The sequence below is a fragment of the Lysinibacillus sp. YS11 genome, assembly GCF_002896375.1.
GTDB lineage: Bacteria > Bacillota > Bacilli > Bacillales_A > Planococcaceae > Lysinibacillus > Lysinibacillus capsici.
On sequence record NZ_CP026007.1, the window covers coordinates 3,391,570 to 3,408,893 of the forward strand.

Genomic DNA, 17,324 nt, shown 5'->3' on the forward strand with positions numbered 1-17,324 from the left:
AGACGTCCGAACGACTATATAATTGTCCTAAAGAGATTTTTTTGTATATTTTGACATTAATTTATCAATTGGTTTGGGGTGAATTTGTAAAAATGAGGAATTTAAAGTATTTTTCATACGAAAGAACTACGAGCGTTTTGCTATTTATTTTTTATTTAGTCATACTTTGGTTTGTATTACCTGTGTCACTCGCAATTTTTTTATCATTTTCGACGTATCCTATCATAAATTTTTTACACAAATATTGCAGGATTGCGTATTGGATTGCAGCAATTATTGTGGAAGTATTAATATTAACCTGTATTTTTCTACTAGTTGTCATATCTATTAACAGTATTATCGTCATTTTCCCAGAAATTCGAGAGACTTTACAAAATTTCCCGCTTTTCAGTGAATATGAATCCATGTTTGTACAAGTTTTAAAAGAAAAATCACTGTCCATTTTCGATTCCATCATCGTATATACAGCAGATCTTTTCCAATTATTAATGAAGCATGTCATTGAGGTTTTCATCTTTTTAGTCGCTTATTACTTTGCGCTTCTAGAAACACGTAAATCACGCTATTGGTTCTTTCAATATGTGCCTAAAAAATATCGTCAAGAGTGGCAATCTCATTTTGCAAAAATCATGCAACTTTTTCATTATTTCTTATTTGTAGAGTTTCAATTATTTACGATTACCCTACTCATTCTTTGTGCTGGCTTTATGATCCTTCAATTTGAACAAGCCATTATTAAAGCATTTATTGTAGCATTTGCAGATGTACTACCGTTTTTCGGAATTGGCGTTTTTCTTGTGCCAATGAGCATTTATTTTTATTTCAATGGCAATACCTTTTTATGTGTGGCCATTTTACTACTCTATTTATTTGTACAATTAACAAGGCAGCTAGCCGATTCGATGCTTTGGTCCAATACGCTTCAGCTACGCACATTCCATACATTCTTTATCAGTGCTGCCTCTATTCTATTATTTGGCTTTTATGGTATATTACTGAGCCCTATCTTTTTATTTCTAGCTGTAAAACTGAAAGAAAACTCTATCTTTGAACGATGATGAATTGACCTTTTTTCATTTTTTTACGCATCCAGTAATAGACAATGGGTTGGAACATTTTTCGAGAAAATGGCATGAGTAGGAATAAACCTAGGACATCTGTTAAAAATCCAGGTAACGCTAAAAGCAAACCACCACCAAAAGTTAAGAAAGTATCCACTAATGCAGCTCCTGGCGCTTCTCCGCGTGCCAATGTATTTTTCACATTTTGAACAGAGTTCATACCTTTATTTTTCATGACATAAATCCCAATCACACTCGTAGCAATAATGAGCAATAATGTACTTAAAACACCAATATTTTGTCCAATGACTATTAATAACGTCAATTCGGCTAATGTGTAGACAATGAAACCAAGAAAAATTTTTCGCATATTTTTCTCCTTTCTACTTGAAAAGCTATACCTTCTATACGTTATTATAGCCCGTTTAGTTTCATAAAAAAATGAATAGACCTATTCTAAGATAAAGCCAACTTCTGTTAAAGGAAGAAATTAATAGTTTCCATAAAGTGTGTGTACAACCTTTATGAAAAAGCTCTAGTACAACAAACCTCACTAGAGCTTTTTGTTAATTATTAAAGAACGCTTGCATGTCCTTTGTATATCACACCTGTTTCAGCGTCCATTGTAATTTCTTGACCATGACGGATTAATGTAGTTGCTTCTTTTACACCAACGATTACTGGAATACCTAGGCTTAACCCTACAACTGCTGCATGGCTAGTAAGTCCACCTTCTTCAGTAATTAGGCCAATACAATTTTCTAAAGCAGGCATCATATCACGATCTGAACCGACTGTAACAAGGATGCATCCGTCTGTATCGTAGGCAAGTGCCTCAGCAGCATTTTTAGCAACCACTGTTTTACCAACAACTGATGCTTTTCCGATCCCTTGTCCACGTGCAAGTAAATCTCCAATAATGTGAACTTTCATTAAGTTTGTTGTACCCGCTTCACCTACAGGTACACCTGCTGTAATGACAACTGCGTCTCCATGTGTAACAAAACCATGCTTCAAGCTTTCATCCACAGCTAGTTCTAAAATTTCATCTGTTGTTGTCACTCGTTGACACACAATTGGGTATACGCCCCATACTAGTGTTAATGTATGAGCTGTATTTGTAGAGCCTGTTACGGCAACAATTGGCACTCCAGGTCGATATTTTGCAATCATTCTCGCTGTATTACCACTTTCAGTTGGTGCCAATACGGCTTTCACCCCTAAATTGATAGAAGTATAAGCTACAGCTTGTGAAATTGCCTCTGTCATATTTGCTTCTTTCTCACGACTACGTGTAGAAACAATTGATCGATAATCTAATGAATTTTCAGTGCGTTGTGCAATTTTATTCATCGTTTGTACCGATTCAACTGGATAAAGACCTGCGGCAGTTTCACCAGATAACATGATAGCATCTGTTCCATCAATAATTGCGTTGGCTACATCACTTGCTTCTGCACGTGTTGGTCGTGGGTTACGCTGCATGGAATCTAACATTTGAGTTGCCGTAATTACCGGTTTACCAACTTGATTACATTTTAGAATTAATTTCTTTTGTACAAGTGGTACTTCTTCTGCAGGAATTTCAACACCAAGATCTCCACGAGCAACCATTAAACCGTCAGATACTAGGATGATTTCATCGATGTTATCGACACCCTCTTGGTTTTCAATTTTTGGGATGATTTGAATATGACTACCACCATTTTGTTCAAGTAATTCACGAATTTCAAGAACATCTTTTGCACGACGAACAAATGAAGCAGCAATAAAATCAACACCTTGTTCGATACCAAATAAAATATCTTGTGCGTCTTTTTCTGTGATACCTGGTAGTTGTACAGAAACACCTGGTACGTTAACACCCTTTTTATTTTTTAGTACGCCAGCATTTTCAACAATTGTATGAATTAATCCTTTTTCCATATCCGTTGCTAATACACGTAGTTGAATTAGTCCATCATCAAGTAAAATAATTGAATTTTGCTCAACGTCTTCAATTAAGCGCTCATATGTGACAGAAAAGCTCGTCTCAGTACCTTCTACTTCTGTCATTGAAATATCAATTACTTGACCTGCTGACAAATGAAGCTCGCCATTTTTCATGTTATGTGTACGAATTTCTGGTCCCTTTGTATCAAGTAAAATTCCCACTGGTTTATTTAATTTTTGTGCCACTTCACGAATTAAATGAATACGCCCTGCATGTTCCTCATGTGATCCGTGTGAAAAATTCAAGCGGGCTACATTCATACCTGCTTCGATTAATTTTTCTAAAATTTCTGGTGACTCACTTGCAGGTCCAATTGTACATACGATTTTTGTTTTTCTCATTTTTGCCCACTCCGTTTTATAACAAATTATATTGATAGTTCTTTCATTAGTGTATATAGGCTTACATCAGCCTCATGATTCTTTTCAAAAGCCTCTGGCATATCATAATCAATGACTTGATGATTGCGAATACCTACTGCTCGACCAGCCTTGCCTTCCATAAGTAATTCAACTGCATGTGCGCCAAACTGACTCGCTAATACGCGATCTCTTGCTGTAGGTGATCCACCACGTTGGATATGACCTAATACTGAAACACGTGTTTCTTTTCCTGTTTTTTCTTTTAACAGTTTTGCCAGCTCACTTCCTGACATAACACCCTCTGCCACAATAATAATACTATGCTTTTTACCACGTGCAGCACCACGATCTAAGCGTGCGACAATATCATCTAAATTATAATCTTCTTCTGGAATTAAAACTGTTTCAGCACCAGCAGCAAGACCTGCCCATAAAGCGATATCTCCTGCATCACGTCCCATTACCTCTACAATGAAAGAATTTTCATGAGATGTAGCAGTATCTCGGATTTTATCAATGGATTCTACTACTGTATTTAGGGCTGTATCAAAGCCAATCGTATATTCAGTTCCAGGAATATCATTGTCAATTGTTCCAGGTACCCCTACAACAGGGAAGCCTTTTTTCACCAAATCCATGGCACCTCGATAAGATCCATCACCACCAATGACAACAAGTCCTTCAATACCAGCAGCTCGTAAATTCTCAATACCTCGTTGCTGAACAGCATCTTCTTTAAATTCTGGGCATCTTGCCGAATTCAAATGCGTGCCACCGCGTTGGATAATACCACCAACTGCACCTAAATCAAGTTCTTCCATAAATCCTTTTACTAAGCCTTCATAACCATGCTTAATTCCGACAACATCAATTCCATGAAATGCTGCCTTACGAACGACCGCTCGAATAGCAGCGTTCATTCCAGGCGCATCTCCACCACTAGTTAATACAGCAATTTTTTTCATTGTCGAACCTCCTGCAGTTACTATTATTATTCACATTAACATGAAAAAACAAACTATGTAAGGGTTCTGGGGATACAAAAACATAACTTTTACATAAAAAATGAAAAGAATGCGCTTTCACACACTCTTTCCACCTAAAAACATCCTAAATCTAACATTTTTTCAAGAAGTCTGGCGTTTATTATGCGCTATTATCTTCTTTAATTTTTATAGCTTTTTAATATGTTAAGAAACAAATTTTGTCTCTTAACGAGCAAATATATAGCTTTTAAATTTTATATCCTATTAAAGTAAACAACATTCATCTTTTTACAAACAGATTTACACTTCTGTATACTGTCCAATTTTTTTAAATTTTTCATAGCGATCTTCAACTAATTGTTCTCCATTTAAAGAATTTAATGCATGAAGTGTGTCACTAATGCATTCTTTAATAGAAAGGGCCTGTTTTGCTACATTGCGATGTGCTCCACCAATAATTTCAGGAATAATGCCATCAATTACACCAAGTTCTTTCAAATCAGGTGCTGTGATACGCATGGCTTCTGCTGCCTGCTTAGCCAGACTACCATCACGCCATAAAATAGATGCCGCTCCTTCTGGCGAAATAACAGAGTAAGTCGAGTTCTCAAGCATAAAGACACGGTTTGCTACACCTAATGCTAATGCACCACCACTTCCTCCTTCACCAATAACGATACTAATTACAGGCACAGTTAAGCCAGCCATTTCTACAAGGTTTCTAGCGATTGCTTCACTTTGACCACGTTCCTCAGCAGCTTTCCCTGGGTAAGCACCTTTTGTATCAATAAAACAAATAATTGGTCGTTTGAATTTTTCAGCTTGCTTCATCAAGCGTAGTGCTTTTCGATATCCCTCTGGATGAGGCATACCAAAATTACGACGGATATTTTCCTTAGTAGACTTACCACGTTGATGTCCAATTATTGTTACTGGTTGCCCTTCGAAAATGGCAATCCCACCAAGAATGGCTGCATCATCACCAAATGTACGATCACCATGTAATTCAATAAAATTTTCACACATTGCTTCAATATATTGAAGCGTTGTAGGTCTTTCTGGATGCCTTGCTACTTGCACACGATCCCACGGCTTCATATTGGCATAAATCGATTGCTCTAATTGTGATAAACGTGTTTCAAGCTTCTCGATTTCACCAGTCATATCAACTTCTGCTTCAGCAGCAATTGTTTTTAATTCATCAATTTTCTCACGTAATTGTACGACTGGTTCTTCAAATGCTAAATTTTTAGACATGTTGTACGCCGCCTTTCGTATGCATTTTTACAAGTAAAGAAACTTGTTTACGTAAATCTTTGCGATGGAAAATGGCATCAAGCTGACCATGCTCTAATAAAAATTCTGCTGTTTGGAAATCACTTGGTAGTTTTTCTCGTACAGTTTCTTCAATTACACGTCGCCCTGCAAAGCCAATCAATGCCTGTGGCTCTGCAATATTTATATCACCAACAGAAGCAAAGCTTGCTGAAACTCCGCCTGTTGTTGGATGCGTTAAGATGGAGATGAACAATAAGCCTTGATCACTGTGGCGTTTTAATGCGACACTAGTTTTCGCCATTTGCATTAATGATAATACGCCTTCTTGCATACGAGCACCACCACTAGCGGTAAAGATAATAAATGGTACACCTAGTTCAGTTGCCTTCTCTACTGCTCGCGTAATTTTTTCACCGACTACAGAGCCCATTGACCCCATACGGAAGTGCGAATCCATAATCGCTACGACAATTTCTTCCCCATCTATTGTACCAACGCCTGTTAGGACAGCCTCATTCAAGCCTGTTTTCTCTTGGTCTGCTGCAATTTTTTCAACATACGCTGGGAAATTAAGAGGATTACTTGTTTGTAAATGATCATCCATGGATTCGAATGAGCCTTCATCTAAGAAATAGTCCACACGTTCTTGAGCAGTCATTTTGAAATGATGACTACATTTTGTACATACTTTATGATTTTTTTCTAATTCTTTTGTTAATTGAATGTGACGACATTCAGGACATTTTGTCATTAACCCTTCTGGAAATGCCTTTTCTTGCCCGTCCTCTTTCTTTTTCGATTACCACTAAATAAGCTACGTATTGCCATGTTCGACTCCCCCTTTGTTGTTGTCTAAATGCTCTGTACAGTACTCATCCACTGCTCATAAGCTTTTAATGCTTCTTTTTCGTAACCCAGCTGCATCGATTTCAACATCGTTTGAATGATTAATTTTTCATCTTCTGTTGAGTTTCGATTTAAACGGTCGCCATCATAAGCTGCTAATTGAAACCAGATTTTTAATGAAAGACGATTACCTGTCGTAATTAATAGTTCTCTTAAAATATCTCGACAATTAATTGTACCTTCTATTTCTAGTTTCACAAAAAAACTATCCCACACAGGTAGTGTGCGAAGAATCTCTGTACAACTTATTACGCGGATTGCTTCCATTTCATGAATTTGTCGCGTTAATTCGACATCTTTTTTTGATTTTTCATCTTCTAATATAAACATCGACAGTATTTCTACGAGCTGATGCTTATGTGTGGACGCAAGAAAAGTACCACCACCATGTCTCGTTTCAATAAGCCCTAGCAACTCTAAGCTTCGCAAAGCCTCTCTCACAGAGGATCGCCCGACACCTAGACGCTCTGATAGAACTCGTTCGGAAGGTAGCTTCTCACCTGCTTGAATTTTTTCCATTTTAATGAGTTGACGTAGTTGTTGGACGATTTCTAAAAACACTTTTTTTTGTTCGGTTTTTTTATCCATACGACTAACTCCCCTTATCAAAAAAGTGGTCTGACCACTTTTTAACGTTGACTCTAGCTTACAAAATAACTGTGCAAAAGTAAAGAAAAAACTGCATAAAATTTAATGCAGTTTCTAATTTCTTGTTTCATTTTATATCTTTTTCGTCGTTTGCGCATGTTTTACTTTGATTTGCGGCTTGCCAAAACGTCTTTCTAAAACACCTTCAATCCATAACATTTCCTCCTCTACCAGCAGGTCTTGGACCAACTGAAAGGTTTGTGGAAAAAATGTAGTGGAAACTGTTCCAAACTCATCCTGTAGCTGAACAAAAGCCATTTGCTCACCTTTTTTCGTACGGATTTTCTTCACTTCTTCAATCAGACCAATCATTTTTATGGAGGTACCATCACGCTTCTGCTTCAACTCTCGACAGGTGCTATTGATATCCGCCCAGAAGAGTCTTTCCTGTGCAACTGGATGGGTAGAAATATAAAAGCCCAAGCTCTCTTTTTCATGCATCAATTTTTCCTTCTGGGACATTGCTTCTGCCTGCATATATTTTGGTTTACCAAAACTAAATGCCATTGCTGATGCTAAATCAATATCTTCAGTTGGCCTTAAAAGTTCTGCGTGTTTCAAAGCTGCCTCAACTGTCATGATGAGGACGGCTCTATCTTTTTCTAGATAATCAAGCGCCCCAGCATATATCAATGATTCCAACACTTTTGGCTTAAAATGCTGCGCACTTAAGGCAACAGCTAGATCAAATAGGTTATTTAATACCTCTGGATTTGTTTGACGGAGTCCATGTATTTTTTCTATAAATGTATGAGGCACACCTTTAATTCCTGATAAGCTGTAGCGAATGCCTTCCTTTTCCACCGTAAAATATTTCGTACTACTTTTTAATGAAGGTGGATAAAATGGGATGCCCTTATCTTTTGCCTCATGGACAAATTGTTGAATCTTTTCTACATTTCCCGTGGCATTTGATAATAACGCTGCATAAAAGTTTTGAGGGAAATGCGCCTTTAAATAAGCCATTTGATAGGAAATAACACTATAGGCCACAGCATGACTTTTAGGGAAACCATAATCCGCAAAGCGTACAATCAGTTCGTATACTTCTTCAGCTAAACGCTGATCAAAGCCTTGGTGTAGCGCCCCCTGAACAAATGCTGTGCGTTGCTCCTCTAAAACTTGTCGATTTTTTTTACTCACTGCTCGGCGAAGCAAATCTGCCTGTCCCATTGTAAAGCCTGCCAGTACTGATGCAATTTTAATAATTTGTTCTTGATAAACGATCACACCAAAGGTCTCTTGTAAAATAGGCTCTAGCACTGGATGTGGCATCGTTACCATTTCTCTGCCAGCCTTCCGTTTTGCATAGACAGGAATAAAATCTATTGGACCTGGGCGATAAAGTGCATTTACAGCCACAATATCTAAAAAGGTTGTAGGACAGATATCACGCAAGGCTTGCTTCATACCGTCTGATTCTAATTGAAAAATCCCCAGCGTATCCCCTCTTTGTAATAGTTGAAACGTCTTGTCATCATGCAGTGGGATTCGCTCGAATTCTATCCAAGGACCACCAGCTTTATAAATTGACCAACGTATTTGCTCTAAAATAGTGAGATTGCGCAAGCCTAAAAAATCCATTTTGACGAGACCACATGCTTCAATATCTCCCATTGGCCATTGCGTACTATAAATACCATCATGCCCTTCTTCAATCGGTACAGTATTCACTAAAGGCGATGGAGCGACGACAATACCAGCTGCATGTATAGACGAGTTTCTTGGTAGGCCCTCCAATTTTAACGCCACCTCGTACCAACGCAAATGCTTATCATTCTCCGCTAACCAGCCTTGAAAGTCCTGTGACTCTGCTACAGCTCTTTGTAATGTAATTCCCGGCTTATTTGGAATCATCTTCGAAATTTTTTCTAGCATTTCCGCATCAAAGCCAAATACCCGTGCAACATCCCTGGCAACTGCTTTTGCAGACAATGTACCAAATGTAATAATTTGTGCGACATTTGCTTTGCCATACTTTTGGGCAACATACTGAATGACTTGATGCCTTTTACTATCAACAAAATCGATATCAATATCAGGTAAGGTAATTCTTTCAGGATTTAAAAAACGTTCGAATAATAAACCATAGGCAAGTGGATCTACTTGGGTAATCGAAAGACTATATGCCACAAGCGAACCTGCTGAAGAACCACGTCCAGGTCCCGTCAAAATTCGATTTTCTTTTGCATATCGCATAAAATCCGCCACAACCAAAAAATAGTCAGCAAAGCCCATAGAGCAAATAATTTCTAGTTCATACTGTAATCGTTCATGGTAAGCACCGGGTATTGCCAGTTGCTTGAATCGCTCTTCTAATCCAGTAAATGCTTCTTTAACAAGCAAGCTTTCAGCTGTTTCACCTTCAGGTACAGGAAATCTAGGCATTTGCACAGGCATTTTTGGTAAATCAGCTTTACAGCAAGCAAGCATTTTCATACTGGCATCAAGCCAATCTGGACGATCCGCAAACCAATTTTGCCATTCGAATGCTGTTGGGGCAAAATAGCCCTGTACATCAGCTGTTTGCATAGTATTACCAAGCTTTTCTCCTGTATCAATTGCTCTTGCTACTTCATAAGCAAAATGATCTTCTGGACGCAAAAAATAACAGCTTTGAGAGGCTACAAGTGCAATAGCATGTTCTTCACACCAAGAAACGAAATCATCTTCTTGTTCAGCTTTTATCCCTCCAGGTCTAGCAATCCCCATATAGAGGTGATGGTTAAACAGTTGGACCAAAGCAGAAACCATTGCCTGCCAGTCATCTACATCTGTTAAATCGTCTGAAGAAAGTAGCGCTATACAACCTGCTGAATATCCCTCAAGCCATTTCCAAGGCAGCATATCATCTTGTCTAATTGAAATCGCACTACTAATCTTTAATAAATGTTGATAGCCCTCCTGTGTCTGCGCATACAGGACGAGGGGAAGCGTTTTATCATGCCACTGAACGTTAACCGAAAGCCCTATAACCGCATGGATATTTACTTGCTGCAATGCTTTACAAAAAGGCAAAAGCCCGTACAATTTCGTATTAACGATTGCACAGGCTTGTGTCTTTTGTTCTTGTAAAAAAGGAATCAATTGCTCAAGCCGAATTGTGCTTTTCAATAAATCCGCGCTCGTATGCATCTTTGTATATACATGTGTCAAATGAATCCCTTCCTTTTCTCTGTTAATGATACGCTTTACAAATCTCTTTTAATCTTGCAATAACGAGGTCTGCTTCTTCCCATGAATAGGCAGTAGCACCAGATGCAAGCGGATGTCCGCCACCGTTAAATTCTTTTGCTAATGTATTGATAACGGGACCCTTCGAACGTAATCGTACACGGATCTGATCCCCCTCTTCAATGAAAACAACCCATGAGCATATATCTTTAACACTGCCTAGGCAGCCTACTAATAAAGAAGCCTCAGATGGCACAGTGTCATGCTCTGCCAGTAATTCTTTTGTTAGCTTCACATAGGCAGCTCCATGCTCATCCATTGTAAAGTTTTGATAAATATATCCCTGTAAATTAAGTAATTTTTGCTCCATTTCGTACATGCCATCAAATAGTTGGTTTCGATCAAAATCATATGTAATCAGATCCGCAGCAACTTTAAATGTTTTAGCTGTTGTACTCGGGAATTGGAATCTGCCTGTATCGCCCACTATTCCTGCAAATAATAAGCGTGCAGCAGCATCTGAAAGTTTCCAGTTTGCTACTTCCTTGCCTTCTTCATATAATTCATAGATCATTTCACTACAAGAGCTTGCTGTCGTGTCCACCCATAAAAGATCACCATAAGCATCATCATTTGGATGATGATCAATTTTTATCACCATTTTTCCTTTTGTGTAGCGTTGGTCGTCAACACGTTCTGTATTAGCCGTGTCAGTGACAATAACTAAAGCATTTTCATACACTTCATCCGCTATTTCATCAGGCTGTGCCATAAAAGATAAAGAAGCATCATGTTCCCCTACAGCAAAAACCTTTTTCTCAGGATAATTGGCTAAAATAATCTCTTTTAAGCCTTGCTGTGAGCCATAAGCATCAGGATCAGGACGTACATGACGATGGATAATAATGGTTTCATTGGCCTCAATTGTGTCGATGATTTGTCTTTTCACAATAATTTCCCCCAAAATGATAGTAAGAACCGTTAGCATTTTTACATAATTATCGTTACAATAATGTCTAGTTATGCTAGGAGGTTTACTATGCTCAATTTAATATTTGTGTTTGCGATTATCATATCTTTTGTTTTTTATTTTTATTTTAAAACAAAACAATTCCGTTCTCCATTACCTATTGCTAAAAACTGGTATAAAAGCAAAGCGAACATCGGCTTAGGTTCCTTAATATTGTCATTTGCTTTAAATCAAGCTTATTTATTCCCGAGCTTATTTACATTTATTATTGTAGCAATTCTTGCCGCGCTCGGCATCTTAGTTATTGTAGAAAATATAAAAAAAGCACGTCATTATGGACAATTTGTTGAGGAAGAATTCCGCATTAATCAATAATATATGTAACAAAGGGATGACCAAGCAATTGCGCTAGGCCATCCCTTTTCAATACTTAACGTTCTAATAGTTGGAACATCATCATTGCCTTACCAACAAGCATTTGTTGATTATACACTTCAAAATCCATCTTCACAAACTTACGACTCATATCTAAAATCCGAGGCTTAACAGTTAGCGTACTTTCCATTTGGACTGGTTTAATAAAGTAAATAGTCATATTCTCTGCCACTGCATCTCCACGTTTACGTCGTTTTAATGCGAATGAACCGACCTCAGCTAGTAAAGTTGTAAAAGCACCGTATGAAATTGCTCCATATTGATTAGTCATTTGTGGTGTGACTTTAAATTCAACGATGAGTTCTTCATCACCTAATACCTTCATTTCATTTTTCACTAAATCATCAATCGTTTCACCATGCTGTGGCTGTCTTTGTGCTAATTGCAACGCCTTCAGTACATCTTGACGGCTAATAACACCCTGTAAAATATTGTCGTCATCTACAATTGGTAAGAGATCAATCCCCTCCCAAATCATTCGATGTCCTGCCGAAGCGACACTCATTTTCATGGAGCCAGCAATTGGGTTTTTCGTCATTACTTTTTCAATAAGCTCGTTTTCTTCACGACCAATGACGTCTTTTACGGTAATCATACCGACCAATTTATTTTGGTGGGTAACTACAGGAAATGCACCATGGGTTGTACGTTCATTCAGCTTCTGGAAATGATGAATTGTTTCATCATTTTTTAATGCTGCAGTGTCAGTCATCGGTACATAAATGTCTTCGATAAAAAGAATATCTTTTTTAATCAATTGGTCATAGATTGCCCGGTTAATCATTGTTGCTACTGTAAACGTATCGTAGCTTGTTGAAATAATTGGTAAATCTAATGAATCTGCAAGCAACTTATTATCTTCCGTAGTATCAAAACCGCCGGTGATTAAAACAGCTGCCCCCGCTCGAAGGGCATTCTCATGTGCTTTAATACGGTTACCAACAATTAATAAGCTACCTGCATCAGTGTAACGCATCATGTCCTCTAATTGCATAGCTCCAATAACAAATTTTGTTAGTGTTTTATGTAGACCTGATTTACCACCTAAAACTTGGCCATCTACAATATTAACAATTTCTGCAAAAGTTAAGCGCTCAATATTTTCTTTCTTTTTTTTCTCAATACGAATTGTTCCAACACGTTCAATAGAACTTACTAAGCGACGATTTTCAGCTTCCTTAATTGCACGGTAAGCTGTTCCTTCACTCACTTGCATTTCCTTTGCTATTTGCCGTACTGAAATTTTATCGCCCACGGGTAGTGATTCGATGTATTGTAAAATTTTCTCATGTTTTGTAGACAAAATATCACCTATTTCCTAAGCTTCAATTCTGCTCTTAGTGTACCATATTTTTTATGAAAATATTTAATATAAAGTGATGAAATTGTTTAACTTTCCCCATCATTTCAACTACCAGCGTGGTGTCAATTCATATAGTACAGCATTACCAACGATTAGAAACAGTTTACTTTTTCGCCAGCTTTCAAAATTTGAACTTCTGTATTTTGTACTAAATCTGCAAAAATCTGTGGATCTTGCTCGATTGGTGGGAATGTATTGTAATGAATCGGTACGACAATTTTCGGCTTTAAAAACGAAACTGCACACGCTGCATCCTCTGGCCCCATTGTAAAATTATCACCAATTGGTAAGAATGCAATATCAATTGGATGTCGTTCACCAATTAGTTTCATATCACCAAAAAGAGCTGTATCGCCCGCATGATAAATTGTTAATCCTTCAATAAATAATAAAATTCCAGCAGGCATGCCCATATAAATTATTTCGTTATTTTCTGTTACATAAGAAGAGCCATGAAAGGCTTGTGTAAACTTTACTTTACCGAAGTCAAATTCCTTCGCACCACCTATATGCATTGGGTGTGTTTTTACACCTTGCCAAGAAATCCAATTAGCCAGCTCATTTGGCGCAATGACTAGCGCATCTTTTTTCTTCGCTAATTCTACTGTATCTCCAACATGATCATTATGGCCATGTGTAAGTAAAATAATATCTGGCGCTTCGTCAGCCACTTTTAAGTCTGTTTGCCCATTGCCATTAATAAAAGGGTCAATTAATATCGTTTTTCCATTTGTTTGTATTTTGACAACTGAATGTCCATGATAACTTATTTTCATCTTAACATCCTCCTCGATTAACAAAGTACAGTCCAACATTTTAATTCGCTACCCATGCGCTTTTTCCCTTTTTTTGATATGCTTGTACAGAGAATAATGGTAGTATTCTTTAACAGCTTTATACCCTGTTAGAGCATAATTATTCAGTACTCGATAAGAAACCTCGCTACTTTTTTCGGCAGTCGAAGCTTTCTTACGTAAAATTTTCAATGCACTAAAAGGAGGACATATTAATGTCAAAGGTTGAAGAAATCCAACGTTACTTGCAGCAAAATCATATCGATGCAGCGTTCGTAACAACACCTGACAATGTTTTTTACGTTTCAGGCTTTAAAAGTAATCCACATGAAAGATTACTAGGAGTCATGATTTTTAAAGATGCGGAGCCTTTTCTAATTTGTCCACAAATGGAGATTCCAGATGCAAAGGCTGCTGGTTGGTCTTATGAGGTAATTGGTCATCAAGATACAGAAAATTCGATGGAAGTTCTTGCTCAAGCGATTGTAGCACGCCAAATCACCCCAGCTACATTTGCTATTGAAAAAGCACAACTCATTGTTGAGCGCTTGGAAGCTTTACAGCAATCTTTCCCTCAAGCTAGCTTTGTGCGTCTTGACGAAAAAATTAATGCGATGCGCGTAATCAAAGATGAAAGTGAATTAGAAAAATTACGTAAAGCTGCTGAATTGGCCGATTATGCAATTGAAATCGGTTGCAAGGAAATTGCTGAAGGTAAAACAGAAATGGAAATCCTAACAGCAATCGAAAGTGCCATTCAAGATAAAGGCTGTAAAATGTCTTTTGAAACAATGGTATTGAGTGGTCCAAAAACTGCCTCTCCTCACGGGAAGCCAGGTGCACGTAAAATTGATAAAGGTGATATGGTACTATTTGACCTTGGCGTTATTTACGATGGCTATTGCTCAGATATTACACGTACTGTAGCTTTTGGGGAGCCTAGTGAAGCACAAAAAGAAATTTATCAAACTGTTTTAGCTGCCAATACAAATGCTGTCGCAGCAGTAAAACCAGGTGTTCGTGCGATGGACTTAGACAAAATTGCGCGTGATACAATTACAGAGGCTGGTTATGGTGAATATTTCACGCACCGCCTTGGACATGGTCTTGGTATTTCTGTGCATGAATTCCCATCTGTTACAGGTGCCAATGAGATGACGATGGAAGAAGGTATGGTCTTTACGATTGAGCCTGGCATTTATAAATCAGATGTAACAGGCGTACGTATTGAGGATGATGTTGTCGTTACAAAAGATGGCGTTGAAGTATTAACAAAATTCCCGAAAGATTTAATCATTCTATAATGCAAAAAAGGAAGCAACTAGTGTGCTTCCTTTTTCTCTGTCCAGCAAAGTTTATTGAATTAATTCATCCACATTGACAAATGGTAGTCCTTGCGAATCTGCCACTGCTTTATAAACAAGTTGTCCATCTAATGTATTCACACCTTTTTTCAGTGCTGCATTATCAAGGCAAGCTTGTTTGTAGCCTTTGTTGGCAATTTGAAGTGCATATGGGATTGTATTATTTGTTAATGCAATTGTAGAAGTACGTGGTACCGCACCAGGCATATTTGCAACTGCATAGTGTACAACGCCATGCTTCACATATGTTGGATCATCATGTGTTGTCACACGATCAGATGTTGCAAAAATACCACCTTGGTCAATTGCAATATCCACTACAACAGAGCCGGCTTGCATTGATTGAATCATTTCTTCCGATACAAGTTTCGGTGCTTTTGCGCCTGGAATTAATACAGCACCAATAACTAAATCTGAATCTTTCACTGATTCTGCAATATTATATGGATTAGACATTAATGTTTGAACATCGCGTCCAAACATATCTTCTAATTGACGTAAACGTTCTGGGCTTAAATCGATAACTGTCACATCAGCACCCATGCCAACAGCAATTTTTGCAGCATTTGTACCCGCAATACCACCGCCAATTACTGTCACTTTTCCACGTTGTACACCCGATACACCACCTAATAAAATACCTTTACCAGCATGGTTTCTCTCTAAGAACTGTGCACCAATTTGTGTAGCCATTTTACCAGCGACTTCACTCATTGGTGTTAACAAAGGTAATGAACCATTTGCTAATTGTACTGTTTCGTAGGCAATTCCTACAACTTTTTTATTTAAAAGTGCCTGAGTTAATTCAACCTCTGGCGCTAAGTGTAAATAAGTGAATAAAATTTGACCCTCGTAGAAGTAATCATACTCAGAAGCTACAGGTTCTTTTACCTTCATAATCATTTCTTGGGACCAAGCTTCTTTAGCTGTTTGAACAATATGAGCACCTGCTGCAATGTAATCAGCATCCGTAAAGCTTGAACCTAGCCCCGCTCCTGTTTCAATGTACACTTCATGCCCTGCATGTGTTAAAGTGACAACTCCTGCTGGTGTCATTGCTACACGGTTTTCATTGTTTTTAATTTCCTTTGGAATACCAATCTTCATTGTTTCCTATCCCCTTCCATAACGTAAGAAATAAGCATCATTTATGTAACTAAACTTGATGCACCCCTTGCACTTCCATATTACCAAACAATTGCAAAAAAAGCTTTAACTAATGCAAATACAGATAAAATTTATAAGATTTCCAAAATAACAAATATTCAAACGTTGTATATCATTATAAATTACTATATTTAAAAACTAAAAAGGAGTATAGGTAGCAGTTAATGGAACTGATTCATGTGTAGTTGAAACCAATCAAAAGACGTTTACACACTGCAAATAGTGGGAATTAGATATTTATAATTAATTAACATTTCTACATGAAATGCCTTCACATTTTCATAATTTTTCTTGCGGAAAGTATTTCCTTTAGAAAATCATTTGGTATAATCAACATATACAAATCAGGGAGGTTTTTCAAATGGCTAATCATTATAAAAGCATTGTTGTTGCAGTAGACGGTTCAAAAGAAGCTGAATACGCGTTTCGTAAATCAATTGATGTTGCAAAACGAAACGAAGGTGCAGTGTTAAATCTAGTAAATGTAATCGATACTCGTTCATTTGCTGCTATCGAAGCATATGACCGTTCCATTGCAGAGCGTGCTCAAGCATTTTCTGAAGAACTATTAAATGGTTACAAAAAGCAAGCTGAAGATGAAGGTTTAACGAATGTTAATCTTATCATCGAGTATGGCTCTCCAAAAAATATCATAACAAAAGAGCTTTCTAACATCGTAGACGCAGATTTAATCATTTGTGGTGCAACTGGTCTAAATGCAGTAGAACGCTTCCTAATCGGTTCTGTATCTGAGGCTATTGTACGTTCAGCTAAATGTGACGTACTAGTTATCCGTACGCCTGAAAACTAATTTGTAATACAT

Annotated in this window: 14 protein-coding genes and 1 pseudogene; 4 read left to right on the forward strand and 11 right to left on the reverse strand. The window is 37.6% G+C overall.

The window, feature by feature from the left end:
• The first annotated feature begins 92 nt into the window (after positions 1-92).
• Positions 93-1,058 carry an AI-2E family transporter gene (locus tag LBYS11_RS16980; protein ID WP_048393721.1) on the forward strand — a complete coding sequence of 322 codons (966 nt, stop codon included), beginning with the start codon at positions 93-95 and terminating at the stop codon, positions 1,056-1,058.
• On the opposite strand, the gene LBYS11_RS16985 is transcribed toward LBYS11_RS16980, so the two are convergent.
• The 8 genes and pseudogenes from LBYS11_RS16985 to LBYS11_RS17020 form a co-directional block, all read right to left on the reverse strand.
• A complete protein-coding gene (locus LBYS11_RS16985; protein ID WP_054549955.1) occupies positions 1,042-1,431 on the reverse strand; it encodes an FxsA family protein in 390 nt (129 codons plus the stop codon). The two genes, LBYS11_RS16980 and LBYS11_RS16985, sit on opposite strands and share 17 nt — an antisense overlap.
• Positions 1,432-1,634: 203 nt before the next feature.
• On the reverse strand, positions 1,635-3,395 hold the full coding sequence (gene pyk / locus LBYS11_RS16990) for a pyruvate kinase (protein WP_048393575.1): 1,761 nt from the start codon (positions 3,393-3,395) through the stop codon (positions 1,635-1,637).
• A gap of 26 nt (positions 3,396-3,421) precedes the next feature.
• On the reverse strand, positions 3,422-4,381 hold the full coding sequence (pfkA, locus tag LBYS11_RS16995) for a 6-phosphofructokinase (protein WP_048393573.1): 960 nt from the start codon (positions 4,379-4,381) through the stop codon (positions 3,422-3,424).
• Positions 4,382-4,702: 321 nt separating this feature from the next.
• Positions 4,703-5,659, reverse strand: a complete 957-nt coding sequence (locus LBYS11_RS17000) for an acetyl-CoA carboxylase carboxyltransferase subunit alpha (RefSeq protein WP_103118653.1) — start codon at positions 5,657-5,659, stop codon at positions 4,703-4,705.
• A pseudogene (accD, locus tag LBYS11_RS17005) lies at positions 5,652-6,508 on the reverse strand (acetyl-CoA carboxylase, carboxyltransferase subunit beta). The gene LBYS11_RS17000 and the pseudogene accD overlap by 8 nt, the downstream one beginning before the upstream one ends.
• Before the next feature lie 24 nt (positions 6,509-6,532).
• Positions 6,533-7,174 (reverse strand): FadR/GntR family transcriptional regulator, encoded by a 642-nt coding sequence (locus LBYS11_RS17010; RefSeq protein ID WP_048393566.1) that lies wholly within the window; start codon positions 7,172-7,174, stop codon positions 6,533-6,535.
• 132 nt (positions 7,175-7,306) lie between these two features.
• Positions 7,307-10,390 carry a DNA polymerase III subunit alpha gene (dnaE, locus tag LBYS11_RS17015; protein WP_103118654.1) on the reverse strand — a complete coding sequence of 1,028 codons (3,084 nt, stop codon included), beginning with the start codon at positions 10,388-10,390 and terminating at the stop codon, positions 7,307-7,309.
• A 22-nt stretch (positions 10,391-10,412) separates the two neighbouring features.
• Entirely contained in the window at positions 10,413-11,357 is a 945-nt protein-coding gene (locus LBYS11_RS17020) for a DHH family phosphoesterase (protein ID WP_082148153.1), read from the reverse strand.
• Between the two features lie 90 nt (positions 11,358-11,447).
• On the opposite strand from LBYS11_RS17020, the gene LBYS11_RS17025 reads away from it, so the two are divergent.
• Positions 11,448-11,753 (forward strand): YtpI family protein, encoded by a 306-nt coding sequence (locus tag LBYS11_RS17025; RefSeq protein WP_048393558.1) that lies wholly within the window; start codon positions 11,448-11,450, stop codon positions 11,751-11,753.
• 55 nt (positions 11,754-11,808) lie between these two features.
• Here LBYS11_RS17025 and LBYS11_RS17030 read toward each other — a convergent pair whose 3' ends face one another.
• Complete coding sequence (locus LBYS11_RS17030; RefSeq protein ID WP_004226205.1) at positions 11,809-13,116, reverse strand: DRTGG domain-containing protein; 1,308 nt, start codon at positions 13,114-13,116, stop codon at positions 11,809-11,811.
• Between the two features lie 152 nt (positions 13,117-13,268).
• Positions 13,269-13,952: a metal-dependent hydrolase gene (locus tag LBYS11_RS17035; RefSeq protein ID WP_016994815.1), complete on the reverse strand. Its 684-nt coding sequence runs from the start codon at positions 13,950-13,952 to the stop codon at positions 13,269-13,271.
• Between the two features lie 233 nt (positions 13,953-14,185).
• Between LBYS11_RS17035 and LBYS11_RS17040 the strand changes: the two genes are divergently transcribed.
• Entirely contained in the window at positions 14,186-15,274 is a 1,089-nt protein-coding gene (locus LBYS11_RS17040) for a M24 family metallopeptidase (RefSeq protein ID WP_103118655.1), read from the forward strand.
• 51 nt (positions 15,275-15,325) lie between these two features.
• Here the strand turns inward: LBYS11_RS17040 and ald are convergent, their stop codons facing one another.
• On the reverse strand, positions 15,326-16,441 hold the full coding sequence (gene ald / locus LBYS11_RS17045) for an alanine dehydrogenase (RefSeq protein WP_004226195.1): 1,116 nt from the start codon (positions 16,439-16,441) through the stop codon (positions 15,326-15,328).
• A 421-nt stretch (positions 16,442-16,862) separates the two neighbouring features.
• Here ald and LBYS11_RS17050 point away from each other — a divergent pair, with 421 nt between their 5' ends.
• Positions 16,863-17,312, forward strand: coding sequence for a universal stress protein (locus LBYS11_RS17050; RefSeq protein ID WP_004226191.1), 450 nt, complete (start codon positions 16,863-16,865; stop codon positions 17,310-17,312).
• The last annotated feature ends 12 nt before the right edge of the window (positions 17,313-17,324 follow it).